This is a genomic window from Pseudomonas cichorii, from assembly GCF_018343775.1.
In the GTDB taxonomy this organism is placed as follows: domain Bacteria; phylum Pseudomonadota; class Gammaproteobacteria; order Pseudomonadales; family Pseudomonadaceae; genus Aquipseudomonas; species Aquipseudomonas cichorii.
Map to the genome: position 1 here is coordinate 5,826,815 of NZ_CP074349.1, position 25,686 is coordinate 5,852,500.

Here is a 25,686-nt window from a genome sequence, read left to right on the forward strand (position 1 = left end):
GTCCATGCACGCCAAGCGCACGGCCAGCGCGGCGCCCGCTCTTCAGGCGCCCGCGCCTCAAGCAAGCCAGTCTTACAGCTACTCGAATCTCGAGGGCGATGACTCGGCACACAATGCGCTTGCCGAAGAGGTAGCGCTCGCCATTGCCTACAACGGCATCAGCCAGGCGGTAATGCTGGTCAGCCCCACGGATCTGGAAGACTTCATCGTCGGTTTCAGCCTGGGCAGCGGCATCATTGCCTCGGCAGACGAAATCTACGACTTCAAGCTCAGCGGTTGCGGGTCGGCCATGCAGGCCGAGGTCGAGATCGCCAGCCGTGCTTTCTGGAACCTCAAGCAGCAGCGTCGGCAACTGGCCGGTACCAGCGGTTGCGGACTTTGCGGCGTCGAAGCGGTCGAGCAGGCGCTGCCGGAGCTGAACGTATTGCCCGGCGCGCCCTTGCCGCCTGCCGAGTGGCTGCAAGGCCTGCGCCAGCGCATTGGTGAATTCCAGCCACTGGGCCAACATTGCGGTGCCGTCCATGCGGCCGTGTTCATGGACTGCAATGGCCAGTTGTTGCTGGGCCGTGAAGACATCGGACGCCACAACGCCCTGGACAAGCTGATCGGCGCCCTGACCCGCCAGAACATTGCCCTGACAGGCGGTATTGCCATCGTCACCAGCCGCTGCAGCCTGGAACTGATCCAGAAAGTCCTGCGCGCCGGCATCCAGACGCTGGTCAGCCTGTCGTCGCCCACCGGCCTGGCCCTGCAATGGGCGCGCCGTCATAACCTCAATCTAATTCACCTGCCGCAGCACAGTGCGCCGCGGGTCTATAGCCCTGCGATGGAGATTCAAGCGTGAGCACTCATCACCAAGCCGACAAAACCCCGACGCCTCGCTACAAGCCTTACAAAGGTCCGGCAGGCGGCTGGGGCGCACTGATCAGCGTGACACAGGCCTGGCTGGGCAGTGACAACGCGCTGAAGAACCTGCGCATGATGCTCAAGACCAACCAGAACGGCGGCTTCGACTGCCCTGGTTGCGCGTGGGGCGACTCGCCGGAAAGCGGCATGGTGAAGTTCTGCGAGAACGGCGCCAAGGCGGTCAACTGGGAAGCCACCAAGCGCCGCGTGGATCCTGCGTTCTTCGCCCGTTACAGCGTCAGCGCACTGCTGGAGCAAAGCGATTACTGGCTGGAGTATCAGGGCCGTCTGACCGAGCCGATGGTCTATGACCCGCAAAGCGACCGCTACAAGCCCATCAGTTGGGACGATGCCTTCGCGCTGATCGCCAAGCACCTGAACAACCTGCCAAGCCCGAACATGGCCGAGTTCTACACCTCGGGTCGGGCCAGCAACGAAGCGGCCTATCTCTATCAGTTGTTCGTCCGAGCCTACGGTACCAACAACTTCCCGGACTGCTCGAACATGTGCCACGAAGCCAGCGGTGTGGCGCTGTCGCAAAGCGTGGGCGTGGGTAAAGGCACGGTGACGTTCGATGACTTTGAACACGCCGACGCAATTTTCGTACTGGGCCAGAACCCGGGCACCAACCACCCGCGCATGCTCGATCCTTTGCGCGATGCGGTGAAGCGTGGCGCTCAGGTCGTGTGCGTCAACCCGCTCAAGGAGCGCGGTCTTGAGCGCTTCCAGCATCCACAGCATGCGATGGAAATGCTCACCAACGGCGATCGCCCGACCAACACTGCGTATTTCCGTCCGGCACTGGGCGGCGACATGGCACTGCTGCGCGGCATGGCCAAGTTCCTGCTGCAATGGGAGCGCGAAGCCCAACTCAGCAATGCACCCGCTGTCTTCGATCATGCATTCCTAAACGAACACACCCAAGGCGTTCTGGATTACCTGGCGGCCATCGACGAAACCTCATGGGAAGAAATCCTGGAGCAATCCGGTCTGCCGATGAGCGATATCGAGCAATCGGCCCGCATGTACGCCAAAGGCCAGAACGTGATCATGTGCTGGGCCATGGGCATCACCCAGCATCGTCACTCGGTAGCGACCATCCAGGAAATCGCCAACCTGATGATGCTGCGCGGCAATATCGGCAAGCCGGGCGCAGGCCTGTGCCCGGTGCGCGGCCACAGTAACGTGCAAGGCGACCGGACCATGGGCATCAATGAACGCCCACCGGTGTTCCTGCTCGACGCTCTGGAAAAACGCTTCCAGTTCAAGGTCCCTCGCGAGAACGGCCATAACGTGGTCGAAGCCATTCACGCCATGGCCGAAGGTCGCTCCAAAGTGTTCATCGCTCTGGGCGGCAACTTCGCTCAGGCAACACCCGACAGTCCGCGCACTGCTGCAGCACTGAGCAACTGCGACCTGACCGTACAGATCAGCACCAAGCTCAACCGCAGCCACCTGTTCCACGGCAAGGAAGCGCTGATCCTGCCGTGCTTCGGCCGTACCGATATCGACATCCAGGCCAATGGCCCGCAAGCGGTCACCGTGGAAGACTCGTTCAGCATGGTGCACGCCTCCAACGGCCAGTTGCAGCCCTCTTCGTCGCTGATGCGTTCGGAGCCTGCGATCATCGCCGGTATCGCCAACGCGACCGTAGGTAAACAGCCGGTGGACTGGCTATGGCTGATCGAAGATTACAACCGTATTCGTGACCTGATTGCCGACACCATCCCGGGCTTCAAGGACTTCAACGAGCGCGTCAAGAATCCTGGCGGTTTCTATCTGGGCAATGCCGCAGGTGCCCGCCGCTGGAACACGGCGTCGACACGCGCCAACTTCAAGCCCAATGCGCTGCCGCTCAGCCTGCTTCATGAGGGCATCAGTTCCACGGGCCAGACCCCGGACCTGATCATGCAGTCCATGCGCTCCCACGATCAGTACAACACCACCATTTATGGCCTGGACGACCGCTATCGCGGTGTGAAAGGGCAACGTGACGTGTTGTTCGTCAATGAAGCCGACATTATCCGCCTGGGCTTCCAGCCGGGTCAGAAAGCAGACTTGATCTCGATCTGGAGCGATAACCACGAACGTCGCGTCAAGGGCTTCACCCTCTTGCCGTTCGATATCCCGGCAGGTCAGGCGGCGGCTTACTATCCAGAGGTCAACCCGCTGGTGCCGCTGGAAAGCGTTGGCGAAGGCAGCCATACCCCCACCTCGAAATTCGTGGCAATCCGCCTGGAACGTTCGAGCGAGTCGGCACGAATCATCTGATTCTGCTGCCCATGAAAAAGGCCCGAATTCGTAAGAACCGGGCCTGTATCAAGTAAGCTCAGACTGTCTTTTTCAAGTTAAGTTCCCTATGTAAAACAGTAACTTAGCTATTTGTGTTGCAGTCGTGTTACTCGTCGGAATTTCGTTGCTACATTCCTTGCGGCATATCAGGATCGCGCCGTCATCCCTATGAGATTCCATACATGAAGTATTCCTCGATACTGTTGTTGTCTCTTACTCTCGCAAGCGGTTTCGCCTCGGCAGGCGGAACAGTTGAAGCGGGCGTAGGCGGTGCATTGGGTGGGGTACTGGGTTCGGCTGTCGGTCAACAGATCGGCGGCAGCACAGGTTCTGCGATTGGCGCAGGCCTGGGCGGCGCAGCTGGCAGTGCGGTTGGCGCAGACCGTCGTAACCGTACAGAAGCGGCCATCGGTGGCGGCCTGGGCGCAGCGGGCGGTAACGTGATCGGCCGCAGTGTAGGCGGAAACACCGGTAGCCTTGTCGGCGCAGCCGCTGGCGGCGGTGCAGGTGGTGCCCTGGGTAACTACATGGGTAACGAAAGCCGCGAAGACGATCGCCGCTATCGCAATGGTCGTGACGATCGTCGCGAATACCGCGGCCATGGCCATCGCAAGCATTACGGCCATCGCAAACACGGTCGTGACTGGCGTCACCGTTGATTGATCACGCTATGCAATACCAGACTGGCCGCCCTGAAAAGCGGCCAGTTTTCGTTGAGCCTCTAAAAAGCAGAAATATGCCCTTCAGGAATTCAGGTTTCTGCCGAAACGCCGTCTAGAAAAATTACGCGTTGCCTATCGACCAGCACTCAAGGAGCAGGGATGGATTCCACCAAGCCACAGGATGACGACGGGATCATTCGCATTCAGCGCCTTGTCCCCGGTCAGGTCGATGTGGTGCTGGGCTCGCATCCGGGCAAACAGCGAATCGCTCGCCCCCGCAAATCATCACGTCGTTATGTATTGGCCTTGCTCTGCGTGGGCATTTTCGCAGTGCTGGCAGTGGGGCTGGCCACCCGAACCAGCACCCCCAAGCCTGTACCGCTGATCGCACTCGAACAACCAGAGCCTGCAGCCGGACCTGAACCCGTCGATGAGGCGCCCCTTCAAGTCGCCAACGAGCTTGCACGTCCGGCTTTGCGGGTGGAGCCCTACGTTGTTCCGACGCCTGTGGCCGCCACTCAGGAATCAGCTCCCGTAGCCCAACCTCTGGATAACTGCATCAAGGATGGCAATGTCATTGATGAGAGTGTTCTGAACTGCCGCTTCGGCCAGGCTTCGCGCCCTGCTCAGGCTGCACCTGCAACAGGCATGGTGTCTGCCAGCTACATGGCGGATTTCAAATCCGATGCCTCACGCAAAGCGCCTGCACGCCAGCAGAAGCCGCATACGGTTGCCACCGTGTCGATTCGCGAATGGGATGGCAATGGCCGCTATCGTGCGCAATGGCGCCTCTACGAAAATCGTATCGACGGCGACAGCGTGTGCGAGAACTTCCTCAATCGCTCAGTGGAAAGACGTGAATGCCGCCTTTCTGCCCAGGTGTTTTTCAAGGAAGAGTGCCGGGAATGGAACAAGCGTGCGGCGCGGGATCGCAACGAAGAAAGCAAAAATACAGCGCAACGCTATTGCGAAGCCATGACGACCTTTACCCCCTGAAATCATTATTGAGATTAAATCTCAATCTCATATATAGCCAAAGGCTTACACGAGCTGACGGCATTTGGCTCTTTTTCCCCTACGGCAACCTCCGTATTATTGGATCCAACAGGTGGCGAACAAGGAGTTCGCCAGGATCAAGGATGATCGACCATGGCCGGGAAGGCTGCCGACAGGGAGTTGGAATGGTCCTGGAAAAACCCGCTTCGGCGGGTTTTTTGTTGTCTCGCAAAAATGAGAAAGCCTACCGGGATGCGGATGCAAAACCTCCGCGATTCTCCCTATTTGGGGCATTCGTGTAGAATTGCGCCATTTCAGGCTCTGCACGATGTACATAATCAATGAAAGCAATTGAACTCTTTTCAGGGATTGGCGGATTTAGAATAGCGTGCGACTCGCTAGGTATCGAAACCATCTGGGCCAACGATATAAATACCAAAGCAGCTGCCGTTTATCGCGCCAACTTCGGATCTGAGAGTTTTCACGAGGGTGATATAAACCTCTTGCTGGATACCATACCCGATCACGATATATTGACCGGGGGCTTTCCATGCCAGCCTTTTTCCAGCGCCGGAAAAAAACTGGGCATAGAAGATATGCGCGGCACATTATTTGAAAAAATCGTTGACATCCTCAAGAAAAAAAGCCCACGATACTTTGTGCTTGAGAATGTAAAACGGCTGTTATCCATGGATAACGGAAAGCATTTCGCAACCATTCTGGATGCACTGTCAAAAGTGGGTTATCTCGTTGAATGGCGCGTGCTCAATGCCATTGATTTTGGTCTTGCCCAAAACCGTGAACGTATTGTTATCATCGGCAGAAAAGACCAAACGCCAAACTCTCACCTGTGCAATCAGGAAGATATCTCCGAGCTGACACCCGCACAGATCAGACAAGCCGCTGACTTTTCAAGCTGGAAAAACATTGAAGACCACGGAGCAAAGTTCAACACGTGGGGGCTCGCGCTGCACGGAAAATTCTTTCATGCAAAACTCAATCGCTTTTCGGAAAAGCAGAAAGACGTAAAGCTTTATGACATTCTGGAACCCCGGCCTGACGCCAGGTTCTTTTTCACAGAAGATACGCTTGAAAGAATAAAGAATAGCGACGAGGTCAACAGATACTATAGCGGCGTGGAAATCCTGTATAACCAGAAAGGTGGTGCCCGCATGGGCTACTCCATTTTCGGGATCAATGGCGTCGCCCCCACACTGACCTGCACCGCCAGCCGCCATTACGAGCGCTATAAGGTAGGCAACGAATACCGAAGGCTGACAAACATCGAATATGCACGGATTCAGGGGTTTCCTGATCAGCATTGCGATACAGCCTCGGTCTACGACCAGTACACACTTTATGGCAACGCCGTACCGCCAGTGCTTGTCGAGTGGGCCTTGCGCAAAGTCATCAACCACGAGGGTACTTCTTTTCAAAGCGCTCTGAATAAAGCGGCTAACACCATGACTGAAAGGCAAATGGACTTAATATGATTCATAACTCACATCTCCGCGACCACATAAAAAACAACTTACAGAGTATTGTTTATCAGCTGAATAGCTACCTTCGCGGAGAAAATGTTGCCAATATTCAAGGAACTCTCCAGCGCATTGGGCGAGGGGGTAAGCTACCTCATTGGTATGAGCTGCTGTTGACAGGGCAATCAATGCCCAATCTTGATGGCAAGACGATCGGCAGTGTTATTGAAATGACGTTGATCGGTGTGCTTGAAAAACACACATTGAACGCCTTTGACATTCCCGCCCTGGTAGTCAACCCGGCAAAAGGCGTCGATATTCCTCTCTTGAATCTCGGGGTCAAATCTCCGTCCGAAAACTTTTGCACAAGTGAACCGTTCTTCTCTGCCTATGAGCGAGTACTCGGCAATGAAAGTGATGCAATAATCCTGCTTACCGACTACCAGACCGCTAAACGAAACCCACCGCCCGTTCGTATCCAGATCATCAACGCAGCCTATCTTCGTGGTAGTGAAATCGCGGACAGAAACCTCTGCGCGATTGCCAGACGAAACAAGGACGAACTGTTTCACAGAAACGAAGCCGCCTGCAAAAAGATGCTTCAATTCCTTTGCCACGTTAACCAACAGGACTGGCGCGCCAAAGCACTGCTCAGGCTGGTTTACTCGCTATTTGAAACGGATGATATTCTTCTTGGTTTGCTGGACGGCATCGAAAAAGACTTTGATAAAAAGCAGGCAATGGATCTGCGCAAAGGCATTGAACCGCTTGATAGAAGCGAGTTGGAAAAGGTGCTGGAAATCCGGCTCTCTAACTATAAGGCTTCGGCAATCATCAATGCATGCAGTGACTGGGTTATCGACAACCACAAAGACTTCGCCCGCCTTCCCAATGATAATGAATGGCAACGTTTCCTGCGCAGTGACCTTGATGGAAAGATTGGCATGAGTTTCGCGCTCCAGTGGCGTTATAACTTCGGCAATCTCTTCAACTCGATGGATATCATCCCTGCACTGCCCACCCTGGACCCACAAAATCTGGTTGCACTGGAAGACGGAAGCGAGCTTTTTTAAAGACGGCCTCGCAGGAGTCACTTAACTGTCAGATCAGGACTGCGGACAGCGCAGTCCTGACGCAATGGAGACACACCTCACTACTGACTCAACGCCCCTACCTTGACCATCACTGTGGCCAGGAACTGTTGCAGGGTCATTTTCTGCCCGTTGAAGTCGACCATGCCGTTGGCGTAGTGCAGGTCGGAAACGATGTTGTTGCCCTCGATCTTGGCCAGTTGCAGCATGGTGGCCATGGCACTGAGCATGTCACTGGCGGCAGCGGCCTGATCGGCGATGGCCTGGGCGTCGGTCTGCCCGTCAAAGCCTGCCTGCAAGGTCGCCACATCGTTGATCATGGGCTTGGACAAGAGCACACGAGCCTTGAGCTGGCTGATGGTCTTTATCACCGTGTCGCTGCCTGGCTGATCGATGGAGCCAGGATCGGTCAGGTCCACGGCAATGCTCATGTGGCTTTCGCCATTGGCGGTCTTGAGCGAGAGCTTTTCCAGCTCGATATGAGGCTTGCCAGCCAGAAACTTGCTCAGCTCGCTCTTCATCAGTTGCTCGTCGGCAGGGCTGAGTTTCAGCTGGAAGGGAAGCTTGGCCTGGGCCGCAGCCTGTTGCTGTGGCAGAACCTGCTCCTGATAGAACTGGTAAAGGGTCTTGGTCGACAGCGCGTTGAAACCGGAAAGCCTGAAGCCCAAGTGTGAAGAGCCAATGTCTTTACCGCTGTAGGAAATCATGCCCAGATCATAGTTGATCTGCATCGCCAGATTACCGCCCTCCTCCTGAGCAAGGTTGGTATTGACGAAGTCCTTGATCAGCACCGGCTGCTTGCCGACCACCTGGAAACCGACATTGTCGATTTTCAGGTTGCTGTGGCCCAGGTACAGACCCGACTGGCCCTTGGTGCCGCCGGTGTCGAAGGTCAGGCCCTTGATATCGATGCTCACCGGACCTTCTTTTGACGCCACATTGAGTTGCAGGCTGTCCAGCGTGCCCGTGACCTTGAGCTTCTCGGCATCGGCGGATGCTTCGGCGTTGATGTCGAGCCCGGAGAATTTGAACGTGCCGTCTGCGTCGACCATCTCCAGCGGCGACACTTTCAGCCAGCCGCTGGTGGAACGGTCATAGCCGATACTCGCCTGCCCCTTGAGTGGCGTTTTATCACCGCTCATGGCGAACCATTTTTCCGAAGACGTGCTTTTCTCCATCTCGAAATTGCTCTGGGCCATGACCGGCATGAGCTTCAACGCTTTCAGACGCGACAGCGGAATCGGCCCGTGCTCGATGTTATCCACGAACAGGAACTGCGGATCCTGGCCATCGCGGGACAGGTCCGGGTCTTGCAGATCCACGCGGTAATGGGCCGTGCTGCTGAAGAAGTGGCGCTCCAGCGAAACCAGTTGCAGGGTAATGCTGTTGTCGGTGCCCTCCAGAGACTCCTTGAGTTCCTGATTGGCGGTCCGGATCGACTCGTTGAGCACGCCTTCCAGTTGATTGCCGGTGTACCAGGCGCCAGCACTTGCCAATGCACCGGCCACAACAATGACGCCTACCGCGATACCTGCTGATTTATTCATAGCGACTCAACGATGTCCGTTCTGATGATTTGAAAGTCTTCCCTGCGCCCCGACAGCTTGCAGCCGCGCCTTGATAGCGGAGTAGACGCAGCCTGTGTCACTGCCGAAAAGTCGCGAGAGATTAGCATTGAGCGTTTGTCATCGCCCAGCGTTGTTGGCCGGTTGCGCGGGTATTACGCCTTTTCAGGAAGCTTCAGACAAACCTGAATGCACTTTCGTTGCAGGGAGGTACTCAACACATGGGTAGCCACAGTCTTGATGTAGGCGTTAGGCTGATATCGAATCGAATCTGAGAAACGGGGGATCTGACGACATGAGTGAACAGCAAGGTGAGCGAGGCCCGATCAAGGCCGTGATTTTCGACATGGATGGTTTGCTGCTGGACACCGAAGGGGTCTACACCGAGGTCACCCATCTGATTGCCAGCCGTTATGGAAAAACCTTCGACTGGTCAATCAAGCAGCACACCATTGGCCGTGGCGCCCGTGACTTTTCAGGCTACGTTATCCAGGCGCTGGAACTGCCCATTTCCATTGACGAGTTTCTGGAAGTGCGCGAGCCCATGCTTGAAGAGCGCTTCCCTCTTGCTCCGGCAATGCCGGGGGCCGAGGCGCTGGTAAGGCATCTGGCGGCCAACAACATTCCCATCGCAGTCGGAACCAGCTCTTCGGTGCATTACTTCGAGGCCAAGACCACCTTGCACCGCGCCTGGTTCGAGCTGTTTGATACCGTCGTGACCGCCGATGACCCTGAAGTCGGCGCCGCCAAGCCTGCGCCGGATATTTTCCTGGTGGCAGCACGTCGCCTGGGCGTTTCGCCAGAGGATTGCCTGGTGTTCGAGGACTCGCCATTCGGCGTCACCGCCGCCAAGGCTGCGGGCATGTACGCCGTGGCAGTACCCGACTCGCACATGCCGGTCGAGCAGTACGAACATGCCGACCTGCTGCTGACCTCGCTGGAAGACTTCCCGCTTGAAGCATGGGGCCTGCCCAAGAAGGCCTGATGCAGCGTCTTCCTGCCGGTCGGCAGGAAGACACTCAACTGTCTTTAGCCTGTCGCATTCTCATCGGGGCCTTTTCAACGCCCCCATAAACAAGCCAGTATGCTCTTCTGATCCCGCTTTCAATGACATGGAGGATGTTGAGCATGATTTACAGAACGCTTGGCCAGTCAGGCCTGAAGGTTTCCACACTGACACTCGGCTCCATGATGTTCGGCGAACAGACCGGCACCGAAGAATCCCTGCGCATCATCGATCAGGCATGGGATCAGGGCGTGAACTTCATCGATACTGCCGACGTTTACAATGGCGGGCGCTCCGAAGAGATCGTCGGTGAAGCCATTGCTTCGCGGCGCAGTGACTGGGTGCTGGCGACCAAGGTCGCGGTAGGCCCGAGCGATGGCATTCCCAACCGTGCCGGCCTGAATCGCAAACACATCTTCAATGCCATTGAAAACAGCCTGCAGCGGCTGGATACCGACTATGTGGATATCTATTACCTGCACAAAGAGGATCACGACACGCCGCTGGAAGTCACGGTGTCGGCCATTGGCGACCTGATCCGCCAGGGCAAGATCCGCTATTGGGGCCTGTCGAACTATCGCGGCTGGCGCATCGCGGAAATCGTCAACGTCGCCCAGCGCCTGGGCGTGGACAAACCGGTCATCAGCCAGCCGCTCTACAACATCGTCAACCGCCAGGCCGAGATCGAGCAGATCACTGCCGCCGCGTTTCATGGCCTGGGTGTCGTGCCTTACAGCCCGCTGGCGCGTGGCGTGCTCAGCGGCAAGTACGCACCGGACGTCACGCCTGACAGCAGCAGTCGTGCCGGGCGTCAGGACAAGCGTCTTCTGGAAACGGAATGGCGTGTGGAGTCTCTGCGCATCGCCCAGCAATTGCAGGCCTATGTGCAGGACAAAGGCGTCGGCCTTGTGGAGTTCGCGATTGCCTGGGTGCTCAACAACAAGGCCGTCACGTCGGCCATTGTCGGGCCGCGTACCGAGCAGCAGTGGGGACATTACACCAAAGCGCTGGACGTGAAGATCAGTGCCGAGGACGAAGCCTTCATCGACTCGCTGGTAATACCGGGCCACGCTTCGACTGCCGGCTTCAATGATGTGCAGCATTTTGTTTCGGGGCGCCTGACACGCTGAGGCGCTCTGGGAACCTCATCGCGAGCAGGCCATCGGCAAATGCTCGCGATGTTCTCAAAAAGCGTTTAAAAAGCCGCGTGTATATAAATGCTCATTCAACATGTTGCCGACAGGAGCGCTAAGATGCTCTGTAACTGCCGCGATGCGGCTTGTGCCGAAACGCGAACAGACCCGGCTCTGCTTGTCGGCAACCATGAATCCAATACAGCCAGGTTGATGAAGAAGTATGGCAATGCGCAAAACTGATAGAGAAGCCTTCTTGTGCTCGGTACTGGGGAACGAACAGCCGCCCGCGCACCTTGCAAGAGCTGTTATCGAGGAAAAACTGCGCAACGCTATCATCGATGGCAGCCTGCCGAGCGGCACAGCGCTGCGCCAACAGGAGTTGGCCACGCTTTTTGGTGTCAGCCGCATGCCGGTCCGCGAGGCCTTGCGCCAACTCGAAGCCCAGTCACTGTTGCGCGTCGAAACCCATAAAGGAGCTGTGGTCGCCCCGCTGATCACAGAAGATGCCGTGGACGCCTACGGCCTGCGTATCCTGCTGGAATCCCAAGCCCTGCGCCTGTCCATTCCGTTACTGGATGCAGAAGACCTGGCCACGGCACGGCGCTGCATCGAGGCCCTTGAGGTTGAAACCGACTACTCGAAGATGGGCACTCTCAACCGCCTGTTTCACATGGCGCTTTACGCCAAGACCCCCAACAAGCGCCTGATGCGTCTGGTTGAAGAAGGCCTGAACGAAGAGGAGCGCTTTCTGCGCTTCAACCTCTCCTCAATGGGCCTTGGCAAACTGTCCCAGGATGACCACTGGGAATTGCTGCGTCTTGCCGAAGAAAAGGCTGTTGAAGAGATCGTGGGTGCTCTGCAGAACCACCTTAACCGAGGTGTCAAAGCCATCACTCAATACCTGAACAGCAAAAAGGCCGAGCAGGAAAAAACACCGGTACGCCAACGCAAGAAAAGCATCGCCTGAATCAATCGCGGTTGATCGTCTGACCCGCGCGGCCTGACGCTTCCCCTTCCCCCTCACGCTGCCACTCGTGCGCTGCGAGCTATCTGCTCGCGGGCAGCGCTTTTATGTCTGTTTTCCTGAACCATCGGGTTGGTCTGTCTCAGGAATAAGGCAAACTCGGTCGTGACCAAGGCGTGACCCTACCGGAGGGTTGCTCTCTGATCACTCTTGAACTGCCCGTCAGGTGCAGGGCAGCGATCTGTTCCTTTGAACGTACTGAGAAAGGAGTTCCTGCAAGGGCAACAAGGCATTGGAAGTCGTTTCCGATCGTGCCCGCCAAAAACACAAAACCTGGATTGTTTTGCATAACAGCAACGCTGAGCGAGGCATTCGTTCATTATTTATAATTTTGGTGCTTATCCACCGAAAGGGTTGCTTACATCCCTATAAAACTTACCGAGAGAGTTTTATATAGCAACTTACATCCTCGAAAAACAGCAACTAAAATAATGTTAAAAAATAATTGCGCATTACATTACAAGTGCTTTAACTTTTATTTGCAGCCCGTATCAATGGCCGGCACCCCCAGGCTGTCCGGCCATGCCCGCACAGGCTGCTGCTTATAGCACCATAGTTCTGCAAAGGACCTTGCAACGAAACACCTGACGTTAACGGTTACTGATCGTTTCAACTAACAGGCTCTCGCTTGCCTGTTATTCAGGTCCGCTGCCGACTGCTCGAAAACGAAAACTGTAACTCGGCCACACGTTACAGACAAAACTTGTATTTAAGACTACCGGGATATCGCCATGCCTTGTCAGAAAACGCTACTAGACCTCAAGAAAATTGAACTTAGCCAACACCCCATCTTTGCTGAAATCAATTCACTGGAAGTGCTTAAACGTTTTATGGAAACCCATGTATTCGCCGTCTGGGACTTCATGTCACTGACCAAGCGGCTACAGCAGGAACTGACCTGCACCCAATTGCCCTGGTTGCCGCCTCGGGATGCATCGGCCGCCAGGCTGATCAACGAAATCGTGCTCGGGGAAGAATCCGATGACAAGCTGAGCCACGGCCACTACAGCCACTTCGAGCTGTACCTGGATGCAATGCGCGAGATTGGCGCCAGCACCTTGCAGATAGAACGTTTCGTCGAGCTTCAGAAACAGGGCGTGCATTACGCCACGGCATTGCAGCGCGTCAATGCGGGCCAGGCGGCAACGGTGTTCGTGACCCACACGCTCAATACCGCGCTGCATGCACCGGCCCATAGCGTGGCAGCAGCTTTCCTGCATGGTCGCGAAAGCGTTATCCCGATGATGTTCCAGAGCATCCTCGATGAATGGGGCATCACCGTCGATCAGGCACCGACCTTTCGCTACTACCTGGAGCGCCACATCGAAGTCGACTCCGAAGACCACGGCCCGGCGGCCGAGCAGTTGCTGGCCAGGCTAGTCAACGGTGACGAGCAGCGCCAGCGCGAGGTGTATCAGGCCGCCATCGCCGCCGTGGATAGCCGGGTCGAGCTGTGGGACACGCTGCGCATGAGCATGCGCTCGCCATTGATGCAAGCCAGCGCCTGACCTCGCGCCGCAAGCCCCTCTACAAGGAAGCCATCATGAAAGCAGAAGACTACAGCTCGTTCATTGATGCCTGGGAAGGTCGCGCCACCATTCGCACTCGCCCACGCCGGATCGTCGAAAACGATGAAAAACTGATCTATCCCCTGAGTCGCCAGCCACTGGTGCTGAGCGAAACCTTCACCCGTGAGTGTCCGCACCTGCGCGATTACGCGCTGGTGCAAAGCCTCTACAAGTTCATCAACGATGTCGTGATCTTTGAAACCGAGATCGTCGACAAGACCGCGCGCAGTATCGCCAAGAACAACTTCGCGATCCGTTTTCCTTTCGCGTGCCGCTACGACGCCATGACCGTGGTCGTCGATGAGGATTACCACGCTCTGGTGGCGATGGACTTCATGCAGCAGACCATCGCTCTGACCGGGATCGAACCGATTCGCCTGCCCGATGAAATCGAGCTGAGCCGCGCCATTCCTGCCGCCCTGGCCCTGGCGCCGGAACATCTGCGCAGCGCCGTGGAACTGATCTGCGTAGCCATTGCGGAAAACACCGTGACCAACGATGTGGCAGCCTTCGCCAAGGACGACTCGGTCAAGCAGTCGGTCAAGGGGCTGATGGCCGATCACCTGCTGGACGAGGGGCGCCATTCCGGGTTCTGGGCGCGGCTGGTGCGTATCTACTGGAACACCGCCCCCGAAGCGGATCGAGAGTGCATCGCGCGCATCATGCCGGTGTTCATTGCTCAATATCTGACCAATGACATCCAGCACGGCTTCGATTTCATCCTGATCGACAACCTGCAGGTCGCACCGTCCGTGAAGCAGGCGCTCAAGGATGAAACCATGGCCGTGAGCTTTCCCATCAATCGCCATCATCCTCTGATCGGCAATATCGTGCGCTTCTTCAAGACCAGCTCGATGCTTGAAGCGCCTTGCGTGCAGCGGGCACTGGCCGACTACTTGCCAGCCCAGGGAATCCTCCAATGAAACGCCTGGAGATCGTGCTCATTGGTCAGAGCCTGACCCTGAGCGAACTGCACACAGAATTGCTCGCGCACGGACACTCGGTGCATCACTTGAGCGATCAGGACGGACTGCAGGCGAACGCTGTCGATAACGCCTCGATCCTGGTCGAGGATGGCAGTCTGGAGCTGAGCGGTGAACGACTCAAGGCATTCGGCAGCGCCGATCACCTGAGCCTGCGGGTCGGCTTGAGCCCGAATGTGCTGGAAGGTCTGCCACGTCTGGAGTTGCTGTGCTGGCACGGCTCCACAACGGCTCAGCATCTGATCGTCCGTGAATGGCTGCCCGTTCAGGAGTCGGGCAACGGCCGCATGTTGCGTGATGCGGCCATCGCGGAGTTTGTCGATCAGGCAGCGCTGCTGATCAGTCGCCTGTCCAGGGACGAGAAGTATTTCAGCACTCTGGCAACCACCGCTCCCGCACAAAGCGAATGGCAGCAAGGCCTGCAGGCCATAGACCATCAGTTGTTCAGGCATCGTCTGAATCAGACTGACCAGCCGCATCTGCTGGCACTGGCGAATACGTCGCTGGTGGAACGGCTGGAGCAAAGTTTTCAGACTTTCGCGGAGCGTTCGGCGCTGTCGATTGCCGGCCAGGTACTCAGCTATCGCGAGTTGTACGCGCAGGCTGTCGCCATCCAGCGCCATTTGTGGCCGCTGATCGAAGCCCGGCAGCACGAAAGTACGCCGGTAGTCATCGGCATCTGCCTGCCCAAGTCGGTTGCGCTGTATGCAGGCATTCTGGCGATTCTCGGCAGTGGTGCAGTCTATCTGCCGCTGGATCCGAGTCAGCCTATCCAGCGCCAGCAATACATTCTGGAAAACTCGGGCGCCCTGCTGTTGTTGCATGACGGCTCGCATCCCTTGGCCAAAGCCGAGTTTCCTGCGCTGGATATCAGCTCGATCCAGGCAACAGAGCTGGATCAGCCACTGACTCGTCTGCGACCTGACAGAGACTCGCCATGCATGGCGCTCTACACATCGGGCACCACCGGCCATCCAAAAGGCGTGCTACTCAGCCAGCGCAACCTCAGCCATTTCACCGCCTGGTATGCGGAGTACGTCAGCCTGTCGGAGCACAGCCGGGTCTTGCAGTTCTCGACACTGAGCTTCGACTCGTCTGTCATTGATATCTTCCCGACCTGGCTCAGCGGTGCGGAACTGGTGATCCCGGACGACGATCAACGCCGCGATCCCCTGCGACTGGTCAGCCTCCTGAAAGACGGCATCAGCCATGCGTTTCTGCCGCCGGCATTGTTGAGCATCCTGCCGCTGGACGAGCCGCTGGGCCTTGAGCATGTGATGACCGGCGGCGATGTCTGCGAGCCCTATGTCATCGAGCACCTGACCCGACAGTGCCACTTTCATAACCTCTATGGCCCGACTGAAGCCACAGTGCTGGTCACCGCCGGGCAGTTCAAGCCCGGCAGCAGTAACCGCAATCTGGGACGCCCCATCGCCAACAGCCAGGTCTGGATTCTGGATGAGCAGTTGCAGCCGGTAGCGGAAGAAACTCAGGGTGAGTTGTACATCGCGGGCCCCGGCGTGTGTCTGGGCTACCTGAACAATCCCGAGCTGACGGCCGAACGCTATGTGACGCTGACCTTGCCGGATGGACAGCAATTGCGCGCTTACCGAACCGGGGACATCGGCAAGTGGATTCCTGACGGCATCGAGCTGGCCGGACGTCGTGACAATCAAGTGAAGATCCGTGGGTTCAGGGTCGAGCCGGAAGAAATCGAACACTGCCTGCGCAGCAGCCAGTTGTATCGTCAGGTTGCCGTGGTCGTGGATACCCAACGCCGCATTCTGGCGTTTGCCGCTCAGCCACATGAAGCTGAAGAAGTCGCCTTGCAGGCATTGAAAGCCCATGTGCAGCGCCTGCTGCCCGACTACATGCATCCCGGCGCCTATACGGTTCTGGCAAACATGCCATTCGCCAGTAACGGCAAGATCGACCGCAAGGCCTTGCTGGAAATACCGGTGAGTTTCGCTGACCAGCAACCCCGTCGCTTGCCGGAAACAGAGCAGGAGCAAAAGCTTCTTGAGCTGTGGGCCGAACTTCTCGAGCTGCCCATCGGGGACATCTCCACTGACGAAAGCTTCTTCAATCTCGGTGGCCATTCGATCCTGCTGTCGCGCATGTTGCTGGGGATTCGCGAACGGTTCGGGCGCAGCATTCCCATCAACCGCTTTATCGAAGCTCCTACCGTGCTGACACTGGCCAGCCTCATCGAAAGCGAAGGCGTCTCAAGCTATACCGTCAGCCCGCAAGCGCTGCTGGACGCCAATGCCGAGCTGGAAATACCAGTGCTGCCGATCAGCCAGTTGGGCGATGTTCACAAAGTCATCGTGACCGGCGCCAATGGCTTCCTCGGCGTGCATATCGTCGAAGCGCTGCTGGCCTGGGGAGCAACCGAAGTTGCCTGTCTGGTGCGCGAAGGCGCGGGACAAAGCGCCCACGAACGCTTCGTTCAGTCGCTGCGGGAAAACCGCCTGGAGCATCTGGACCTGAGTCGGGTGACGGTCTATCCCGCCGACGTAACCCAGCCGCAGCTTGGTTTGAACGATGAGGTATATGAGCGACTGGACCGGGACTTCGGTGCGTTGGTGCATAACGCGGCCAATGTGAACCATGTTCAGGATTACGAAACCCTTATCCGCGACAACGTGGCACCGGTCTATGAATGCCTGCGTCTGTGCGAGGGGCGCAGCAAGAAGATCTTCAACTTTGTTTCCACGCTATCGGCATCCAGCGCCGTGGATGCAGCCGGCAGCGTGCTGGAGCAACCGGCCGCCGCCACACCGCCGATCTACATCAAGAACGGCTACAACCTGTCCAAGTGGGTCGCCGAGCGCGTGCTGCAGCGGGCCAGGGATCAAGGTGTGTGGGTGAACATCTATCGCCCCGGCAACATCGCCTTCAACAGCGTCACCGGCGTGTGCCAGCCACAGAAGAACCGCTTGATGCTGATGCTCAAGGGCTCGCTGCAACTGGGCAAGGTCCCGGAGTTCGCCATGAACTTCGATCTGATGCCGGTGGATTTCCTCGCCCGTTTCATCGGCTTCCATGCCAGCCGCTATCAGGCCAACCGTGCGGTATTCAACCTGCACAACCCCGAACCCTTGAGCTGGAACAGCTACGTGGATGCATTCCGCGAGGCCGGGCGTGAGTTCGAGATGGTCAGCGTGGCGCACTGGCAGACCCAGCTCAACCGAGTCGACAGCCAGAACGCGCTATTCGGCGTGCTGGGTTTCTATCTGGACGGTTTCGAGGAAGACATCGGCGACATCTCGATGATCGAGTACCAGAACGCTCTGGCCGGTATCCGGCACATGGGCGAGCAATACCCGCAGAAAACCCCGGCGCTGCTACGCAAGGGCTGCGACTACCTGAAAGAAATCGACTTTATCTGAAGCATCCACAACCCAACGTGAAACACATGGAGAATCACATGAGCTCAATCAACACTCTGCAACCGGACACGCTGATCAAGAACCCTTCGCTGTGCAAAGTCGTATCGGCCGTGGAAATTCCTGCCGATGCCAATAGCGTATGGGCGATCGTCGGTAACTTTGGCGGTTTCCAGGCCTTCATCCCGGCGCTGGAAAGCACTGAGGTGACGGGGAAAGGCGTCCGTTCGGTGCGCAAGAAACTGTTCAAGGACGGCAACGTCGCCATCGAACAACTGAACGCTCACGACAACAATGCCCGCTTCATGACCTGGTCGCTGATCTACACCAGCCTGCCGGTGGGCAATCTGTGGGCAGCGATGACTGTGGAATCCACGGGCGATAACGATTCGGTTGCGACATGGACGATCATTGCCGAACCCGATCAGGGTGGCCCTGAAGCCCTGCCAGGCTTTCAGGAGTTTCTACAGGGCTTCGCTGACAGCGCCATGAGCAACGTCCGCAGCCTGTTTGCCTGATACTTGCGTGAACTGACCCGCTCAGCGCCAGAAGCCTGAGCGGGTTCAGGCATATGGGCGGTTGCAAATTGGTGGGCGCTTTAACACAATGCGACTCATTATCATTTGTGTGGCGCCGGGATGGCGCATCCCCATGCCTTCTCAGCACTCGGCCCTACATACGCTCTACAACGATCACCATGGCTGGCTCCATTCATGGCTGCGCAGCAAACTGGGCAATGGCGCCGATGCCGCCGACCTCGCCCAGGATACGTTTGTACGGCTGCTCAATCGCAGCGAACTGCTTGAGCTGAAAACCCCGCGAGCCTTCCTGCGCACCGTTGCCAGAGGCCTGGTCATCGACCATTGGCGCCGTGAAGAACTTGAGCGGGCCTACCTGGAAGCCATTGCTCATTTATCGCCCAGCGAAACCCCTTCGCCCGAGTCACGCGAGCTGGTGTTTGAGTTGCTGGAAAGCATTGCCCGAATGCTCGACGGCCTCAAACCCAAAGTCAGGCAGGCGTTTTTGCTGGCTCAATGCGAGGGAATGCCACACAAGCAGATTGCCGCCCAGATGGGTGTCTCCCTGCGCTCGGTCGAACGCTACATCGCCGACGCCCTTTATCACTGCTATCTGCTGCGATACAACGCATGAGCCGTACCTTGCAGCCGTCTCGCCACAACCAGCCTTCGCCGCAGGTCGTAAGGCAGGCCATCCAATGGTCAATGCGCCTGAACGACTCGTCAGCCGACCCGAGCCTGCGCAAGCAATGTGAACAGTGGCGAACCGAGCATGAGTGTGCCTGGCAACGTATCCAGGCCCTGAGCAATGAGCTGAACAGCAGCTTCCAGGCCTTGCCCGGATCGGGAGCAGCCTTCGAGGCACTTGAGAAAAGTGCGCAGCGACTGGGACGCAGGCAAACCCTGAAATTACTGTCCGGTATCGCAGTGCTGGGCTCCGCGGCCTGGCTCTCTCGTGATATCGCGCCCTGGCAACAATGGCAGGCCGACTTTGCAACCGGCGTGGGCGAGCGCAACAGTTATCGGTTGCAAGATGGCACGGACCTTCAATTGAACACTGACAGTGCGGTGGACCAGGACTTCAATGCCCGGCATCGCTTGATAAACCTCACGCGCGGAGAGATTCTGGTTGCCTGTGGGGCCGATTCGCACAGTGTCACCCCAAGGCCGTTACTGGTGCAGAGCCGCCATGCTCTCTTTGAAGGGATCGGCGCACGCTTCGTTGTTCGTCAGGATCAGGACAGCACCCGGGTCAGCGTGACGAAAGGCAGCCTGATTATCCGTTCGCCTGCCACCTCACCTGTAGACGTGAAGGCTGGCCAGAGTTATTCGGTTTCCGGACAGCGCGCCACCCTGCTGCCGCCACTGGATATGGAAGCGGGCGCCTGGGCCGATGGTCTGATCGTGACGAAGGGGATGCGCCTGGGAGATTTCCTCGCAGAAGTCGGACGCTATCGCCGTGGCTACCTTGGGTGTGCGGATGACATTGCCGATCTGCGTCTTTCCGGCGTGTTCAGGCTGGAAGATACCGACAGGTTGCTGGAGGTTCTGCCTCAGACACTTCCTGTGAGGCTCAGTTACCGCACACGTTGGTGGGTGACATTGCAGCGTCAGGCCTGATTATTTTTGGCGGGTTTGGCTCAGGTGTCCGGCATGGAGATCAGTAACCCCCTCTTCTGATTGAACGTGACGGAATTGCCTCCCATGACACGGCCTCAAGGTATATCGCACTCATCCGACTCGCCAGCGCTGCGCATGGCCATTCGGGCAGCATTGATCTCCATGACTCTGGGCACAGCGGTCCTGCCGCTTCAGGTGCAGGCTCAGGAAAGCGCCTCATCAGCCAGTGCCATACGCAGCTATTCCATACCGGCAGCACCGCTGGGTGATGCACTGAATCAATTCGCCCGGCAGGCGGGCATCACCTTGTCCGCCACACCGGCACAAACGGCAGGAGCCCGCTCAACGGGATTGCAGGGTAATTATTCAGTCGATCAGGCATTGAGCATTCTGCTGGGTGGCAGCGGCTTGCAGGCCGTGTCACAGAATGGCAGCGCTTATGTATTACGTGCGGCTGAAGAGCAGACGTTATCGCTGCCAGACACGGACATTCGCGGGTTCGCCCTGGGCAATGCCTTGGGCAGCATGGAAGGCTACAACGCGACTCACAGCCAGATCGCCACCAAGACCAGCACCTCATTGCTGGAAACCTCACAGTCTGTCTCAGTGGTCACCCGTCAACAGATGGACGATCAGGGTTCGCAGACAGTTTCCCAAGCCATGCGCTACACACCCGGCGTACTGACCAATCCCTATGGCGCTACTCATCGGTACGACTATGTCGCGATGCGCGGTTTCAACGACGGGTCTGTGGATAACATCTATCTGGATGGCTTGAAGTCCATGGGGGATAGCGGGACTTACAGCACCATGCAGGTCGATCCGTACTTCCTTGAGCGGGTCGATATCCTCAAGGGTCCTTCATCGGTACTTTATGGCCGCAGCTCACCGGGCGGTCTGGTGGCGCTGACCAGCAAGAAACCTCTCTATGAGCCCTATCACCAGATCCAGGCCACTGCCGGCACACAAGGTCAGCGAGGCCTTGCCTTCGATTTCAGCGGCCCAGTGGATGAAGACAAACGCATTGCCTATCGCCTGACCGGGCTGACCGACAGATCCGACACTCAGTTCGATCATGTGGAGGAGAAGCGCTATGCATTGGCTCCCACCGTCAGCATCGATTTCAACGAAGACACGTCGCTGACACTGCAAGCTTATCTGCAGCATGATCCCGAAGGCGGTTATCACGGTGGCGTGCCGGCAGATGGCGCACTTCATCAACGCAACGGCCAGCGCATTTCACAGAACTTCTTCGACGGCGAGCCAGGTGTGGACGGCTTCAGCCGTGACCAGCAGTCATTCGGCTATCAATTCGAGCATCGCTTCAATGATGTCTTCACGGCCCGGCAGAACTTTCGCTACCTGGACTCCAAAGTGAAGAACGATCAGGTTTACGCCTATGGCTGGACCAGTGCGACCGGCAATGAACTGAACCGTTATTACTCGGGAGGCGATGAGCGTCTGCATGCATTCATCGTCGATAACATGTTGCAGGCGGAGTTCTTTACCGGCTCGGCCAAGCACACGACATTGCTCGGCGTAGACTATCAACGGCGCAAAACCGTGGTTGACTGGACCAGCGGCCAGGCAGCCCCCCTGAATGCTTTCAATCCCGTGTATGGCAATTCCGCCATCAGTTATTACAGCCCAACCAGCTACCTGCGTCGCCTGGAACAGACAGGCCTTTATGCGCAGGACCTGATCGAGCTGGACAAGTGGCGTTTCTCCCTGGGGCTGCGCCAGGACTGGGTGGAAACCTCGGACGAGAACCGACTGGCCGAGACCGGGCGTCCGGCAGGGACCGAAATCAGTGACAAGCGAACCAAGCTCACTGGCCGGGCCGGTGTGCTTTACCTGTTCGATAACGGGATTGCGCCGTATCTGAGTTATTCCGAGTCATTCAACCCGAACTCTTACTCCGACAGCAGCGGTAACCCGCTGGCACCTACGGACGGCACCCAATGGGAAGCCGGGATCAAGTATCAGCCGCCAGGTACCGAGAATCTGTTTACAGCCTCGGTGTTCCATATCGATCAGGAGAACCTGGCTTCCAAGCTGCCTCAAGAGAATTTCTATCGCCCTGTTGGCGCAGTACGTTCCCAAGGGCTGGAGCTTGAAGCGCATATGCAACTGACCGACAACTTCAAGGTGCTGGGCAGTTACACACTGACGGACATCGAATACTCGAAGTCGATGATCAGCACATTGAGTACCGCCACCAATCTCATCGAGAACAAAGGCAACTCTCCTACGCAGGCCCCCAGACAAATGGCTTCGATCTGGGGTGATTATGCATTCGACAGCGGCGCTCTCGACGGGCTGCGTCTGGGCGGTGGTGTGCGGTATGTTGGCTATAGCTGGGCAGATGCTGAAAACACCATGAAGGTCCCGGCTTACACATTGCTGGATGCATCCGTGGGATATGACCTGAGCAAGGTGGGGCTGAAAGGTGTTGATGTGCGGGTGAATGCCAACAACCTGACCAACGAATCCTATGTGGCGTCATGCGCAAGCCTGAGCTTCTGTTACATGGGCGAAGAGCGAAATGTGAGTGCGACCCTGAGTTATCAGTTCTAAACAGCCGCTCTTACTCAGCAGCCAGCCTTCGACAATAGAGGCTGGCTTTTTCATGGGCGCTGATTGAGTACCCGTTTGCAGGAAGCAGAAAGACAAAACCCCTGTCTGCGTCAGCAGACAGGGGTTTCGGAATGAATCTTGACGATGACCTACTCTCACATGGGGAAACCCCACACTACCATCGGCGATGCATCGTTTCACTACTGAGTTCGGGATGGGATCAGGTGGTTCCAATGCTCTATGGTCGTCAAGAAATTCTGTGGCCGATCCGTTACCAGGTAACGTGTCAGCAAAATTGAGTGACTTCTACTTAAAGACAAAACCCCCACCTGCGTATGCAGATGGGGGTTCTGAATTTGAATCTTGACGATGACCTACTCTCACATGGGGAAACCCCACACTACCATCGGCGATGCATCGTTTCACTGCTGAGTTCGGGATGGGATCAGGTGGTTCCAATGCTCTATGGTCGTCAAGAAATTCGGTAGCCGGTGCGTACTTGGGTACGTACCCGCGAATGGGTGTGTAATAGAGGTGTTTCGGTAATCTGTGTGTGGCGCAAACTTTCGGTTCGTCATCTTCACTACACCGCAATCCGCTCTTCGCAGATTGCTTGGGTGTTATATGGTCAAGCCTCACGGGCAATTAGTATGGGTTAGCTCAATGCCTCACAGCACTTACACACCCCACCTATCAACGTCGTAGTCTTCGACGGCCCTTCAGGGAACTCAAGGTTCCAGTGAGATCTCATCTTGAGGCAAGTTTCCCGCTTAGATGCTTTCAGCGGTTATCTTTTCCGAACATAGCTACCCGGCAATGCCACTGGCGTGACAACCGGAACACCAGAGGTTCGTCCACTCCGGTCCTCTCGTACTAGGAGCAGCCCCTCTCAAATCTCAAACGTCCACGGCAGATAGGGACCGAACTGTCTCACGACGTTCTAAACCCAGCTCGCGTACCACTTTAAATGGCGAACAGCCATACCCTTGGGACCGGCTTCAGCCCCAGGATGTGATGAGCCGACATCGAGGTGCCAAACACCGCCGTCGATATGAACTCTTGGGCGGTATCAGCCTGTTATCCCCGGAGTACCTTTTATCCGTTGAGCGATGGCCCTTCCATACAGAACCACCGGATCACTAAGACCTACTTTCGTACCTGCTCGACGTGTCTGTCTCGCAGTCAAGCGCGCTTTTGCCTTTATACTCTACGACCGATTTCCGACCGGTCTGAGCGCACCTTCGTACTCCTCCGTTACTCTTTAGGAGGAGACCGCCCCAGTCAAACTACCCACCATACACTGTCCTCGATCCGGATAACGGACCTGAGTTAGAACCTCAAAGTTGCCAGGGTGGTATTTCAAGGATGGCTCCACGCAGACTGGCGTCCACGCTTCAAAGCCTCCCACCTATCCTACACAAGCAAATTCAAAGTCCAGTGCAAAGCTATAGTAAAGGTTCACGGGGTCTTTCCGTCTAGCCGCGGATACACTGCATCTTCACAGCGATTTCAATTTCACTGAGTCTCGGGTGGAGACAGCGCCGCCATCGTTACGCCATTCGTGCAGGTCGGAACTTACCCGACAAGGAATTTCGCTACCTTAGGACCGTTATAGTTACGGCCGCCGTTTACCGGGGCTTCGATCAAGAGCTTCGCTTGCGCTAACCCCATCAATTAACCTTCCGGCACCGGGCAGGCGTCACACCCTATACGTCCACTTTCGTGTTTGCAGAGTGCTGTGTTTTTAATAAACAGTCGCAGCGGCCTGGTATCTTCGACCGGCATGAGCTTACGGAGCAAGTCCTTCACCCTCACCGGCGCACCTTCTCCCGAAGTTACGGTGCCATTTTGCCTAGTTCCTTCACCCGAGTTCTCTCAAGCGCCTTGGTATTCTCTACCCAACCACCTGTGTCGGTTTGGGGTACGGTTCCTGGTTACCTGAAGCTTAGAAGCTTTTCTTGGAAGCATGGCATCAACCACTTCGTGTTCTAGGAACACTCGTCATCAGCTCTCGGCCTTAAGATCCCGGATTTACCTAAGATCTCAGCCTACCACCTTAAACTTGGACAACCAACGCCAAGCTGGCCTAGCCTTCTCCGTCCCTCCATCGCAATAACCAGAAGTACAGGAATATTAACCTGTTTTCCATCGACTACGCTTTTCAGCCTCGCCTTAGGGACCGACTAACCCTGCGTCGATTAACGTTGCGCAGGAAACCTTGGTCTTTCGGCGTGGGTGTTTTTCACACCCATTGTCGTTACTCATGTCAGCATTCGCACTTCTGATACCTCCAGCAAGCTTCTCAACTCACCTTCACAGGCTTACAGAACGCTCCTCTACCGCATCACCAGAAGGTGATACCCGTAGCTTCGGTGCATGGTTTGAGCCCCGTTACATCTTCCGCGCAGGCCGACTCGACTAGTGAGCTATTACGCTTTCTTTAAAGGGTGGCTGCTTCTAAGCCAACCTCCTAGCTGTCTAAGCCTTCCCACATCGTTTCCCACTTAACCATGACTTTGGGACCTTAGCTGACGGTCTGGGTTGTTTCCCTTTTCACGACGGACGTTAGCACCCGCCGTGTGTCTCCCATGCTCGGCACTTGTAGGTATTCGGAGTTTGCATCGGTTTGGTAAGTCGGGATGACCCCCTAGCCGAAACAGTGCTCTACCCCCTACAGTGATACATGAGGCGCTACCTAAATAGCTTTCGAGGAGAACCAGCTATCTCCGAGCTTGATTAGCCTTTCACTCCGATCCACAGGTCATCCGCTAACTTTTCAACGGTAGTCGGTTCGGTCCTCCAGTCAGTGTTACCTAACCTTCAACCTGCCCATGGATAGATCGCCCGGTTTCGGGTCTATACCCAGCGACTAAAC

The 25,686-nt window shown here is 56.7% G+C and carries 17 protein-coding genes and 3 rRNA genes (1 of these 20 running past the window's edge); 16 read left to right on the plus strand and 4 right to left on the minus strand.

What is annotated here, in order from left to right; translation table 11 throughout:
- Positions 1–4 precede the first annotated feature (4 nt).
- The 6 genes from fdhD to KGD89_RS25235 all read left to right on the plus strand — a co-directional run bounded on the left by fdhD (position 5) and on the right by KGD89_RS25235 (position 7,407).
- A complete protein-coding gene (gene fdhD, locus KGD89_RS25210; protein ID WP_025262505.1) occupies positions 5–844 on the plus strand; it encodes a formate dehydrogenase accessory sulfurtransferase FdhD in 840 nt (279 codons plus the stop codon).
- On the plus strand, positions 841–3,177 hold the full coding sequence (locus KGD89_RS25215; RefSeq protein WP_025262506.1) for an FdhF/YdeP family oxidoreductase: 2,337 nt from the start codon (positions 841–843) through the stop codon (positions 3,175–3,177). Before fdhD ends, KGD89_RS25215 begins: the two co-directional genes overlap by 4 nt.
- A 203-nt stretch (positions 3,178–3,380) precedes the next feature.
- Positions 3,381–3,857, plus strand: a complete 477-nt coding sequence (locus KGD89_RS25220; protein ID WP_025262507.1) for a YMGG-like glycine zipper-containing protein — start codon at positions 3,381–3,383, stop codon at positions 3,855–3,857.
- Positions 3,858–4,019: 162 nt separating this feature from the next.
- Entirely contained in the window at positions 4,020–4,856 is an 837-nt protein-coding gene (locus KGD89_RS25225; protein ID WP_025262508.1) for a hypothetical protein, read from the plus strand.
- A 341-nt stretch (positions 4,857–5,197) separates the two neighbouring features.
- The gene (locus tag KGD89_RS25230; protein ID WP_025262509.1) at positions 5,198–6,349 is read left to right on the plus strand and encodes a DNA cytosine methyltransferase; all 1,152 of its coding nucleotides are present in this window, start codon (positions 5,198–5,200) and stop codon (positions 6,347–6,349) included.
- On the plus strand, positions 6,346–7,407 hold the full coding sequence (locus tag KGD89_RS25235; RefSeq protein WP_025262510.1) for a hypothetical protein: 1,062 nt from the start codon (positions 6,346–6,348) through the stop codon (positions 7,405–7,407). The genes KGD89_RS25230 and KGD89_RS25235 overlap by 4 nt, the downstream gene beginning before the upstream one ends.
- Before the next feature lie 80 nt (positions 7,408–7,487).
- Here the strand turns inward: KGD89_RS25235 and KGD89_RS25240 are convergent, their stop codons facing one another.
- A complete protein-coding gene (locus KGD89_RS25240) occupies positions 7,488–8,972 on the minus strand; it encodes a YdgA family protein (protein ID WP_025262511.1) in 1,485 nt (494 codons plus the stop codon).
- Positions 8,973–9,285: 313 nt separating this feature from the next.
- Here KGD89_RS25240 and KGD89_RS25245 point away from each other — a divergent pair, with 313 nt between their 5' ends.
- The 10 genes from KGD89_RS25245 to KGD89_RS25290 all read left to right on the plus strand — a co-directional run bounded on the left by KGD89_RS25245 (position 9,286) and on the right by KGD89_RS25290 (position 22,811).
- Positions 9,286–9,975 carry an HAD-IA family hydrolase gene (locus tag KGD89_RS25245; RefSeq protein ID WP_025262512.1) on the plus strand — a complete coding sequence of 230 codons (690 nt, stop codon included), beginning with the start codon at positions 9,286–9,288 and terminating at the stop codon, positions 9,973–9,975.
- Between the two features lie 143 nt (positions 9,976–10,118).
- Positions 10,119–11,126 (plus strand): aldo/keto reductase, encoded by a 1,008-nt coding sequence (locus KGD89_RS25250; RefSeq protein ID WP_025262513.1) that lies wholly within the window; start codon positions 10,119–10,121, stop codon positions 11,124–11,126.
- A 232-nt stretch (positions 11,127–11,358) separates the two neighbouring features.
- Complete coding sequence (locus tag KGD89_RS25255) at positions 11,359–12,099, plus strand: GntR family transcriptional regulator (RefSeq protein ID WP_025262514.1); 741 nt, start codon at positions 11,359–11,361, stop codon at positions 12,097–12,099.
- A gap of 788 nt (positions 12,100–12,887) precedes the next feature.
- Entirely contained in the window at positions 12,888–13,664 is a 777-nt protein-coding gene (locus KGD89_RS25260; RefSeq protein WP_025262515.1) for a DUF3050 domain-containing protein, read from the plus strand.
- A 35-nt stretch (positions 13,665–13,699) separates the two neighbouring features.
- Positions 13,700–14,647: a diiron oxygenase gene (locus KGD89_RS25265; RefSeq protein ID WP_025262516.1), complete on the plus strand. Its 948-nt coding sequence runs from the start codon at positions 13,700–13,702 to the stop codon at positions 14,645–14,647.
- Positions 14,644–18,099 (plus strand): non-ribosomal peptide synthetase, encoded by a 3,456-nt coding sequence (locus KGD89_RS25270; protein ID WP_025262517.1) that lies wholly within the window; start codon positions 14,644–14,646, stop codon positions 18,097–18,099. Before KGD89_RS25265 ends, KGD89_RS25270 begins: the two co-directional genes overlap by 4 nt.
- A gap of 38 nt (positions 18,100–18,137) precedes the next feature.
- On the plus strand, positions 18,138–18,614 hold the full coding sequence (locus KGD89_RS25275) for an SRPBCC family protein (protein ID WP_025262518.1): 477 nt from the start codon (positions 18,138–18,140) through the stop codon (positions 18,612–18,614).
- 133 nt (positions 18,615–18,747) lie between these two features.
- A complete protein-coding gene (locus KGD89_RS25280; protein ID WP_025262519.1) occupies positions 18,748–19,248 on the plus strand; it encodes a sigma-70 family RNA polymerase sigma factor in 501 nt (166 codons plus the stop codon).
- A complete protein-coding gene (locus KGD89_RS25285) occupies positions 19,245–20,234 on the plus strand; it encodes a FecR domain-containing protein (RefSeq protein WP_025262520.1) in 990 nt (329 codons plus the stop codon). Before KGD89_RS25280 ends, KGD89_RS25285 begins: the two co-directional genes overlap by 4 nt.
- An 84-nt stretch (positions 20,235–20,318) precedes the next feature.
- Positions 20,319–22,811, plus strand: a complete 2,493-nt coding sequence (locus tag KGD89_RS25290) for a TonB-dependent siderophore receptor (RefSeq protein ID WP_025262521.1) — start codon at positions 20,319–20,321, stop codon at positions 22,809–22,811.
- 136 nt (positions 22,812–22,947) lie between these two features.
- On the opposite strand, the gene rrf (KGD89_RS25295) is transcribed toward KGD89_RS25290, so the two are convergent.
- From rrf (KGD89_RS25295) to KGD89_RS25305, 3 genes are all read right to left on the minus strand, one after another.
- Positions 22,948–23,063 (minus strand): 5S ribosomal RNA (rrf, locus tag KGD89_RS25295).
- Positions 23,064–23,172: 109 nt separating this feature from the next.
- A 5S ribosomal RNA gene (rrf, locus tag KGD89_RS25300) occupies positions 23,173–23,288 on the minus strand.
- 147 nt (positions 23,289–23,435) lie between these two features.
- Positions 23,436–25,686 (minus strand): 23S ribosomal RNA (locus KGD89_RS25305) (it continues 641 nt past the right edge of the window).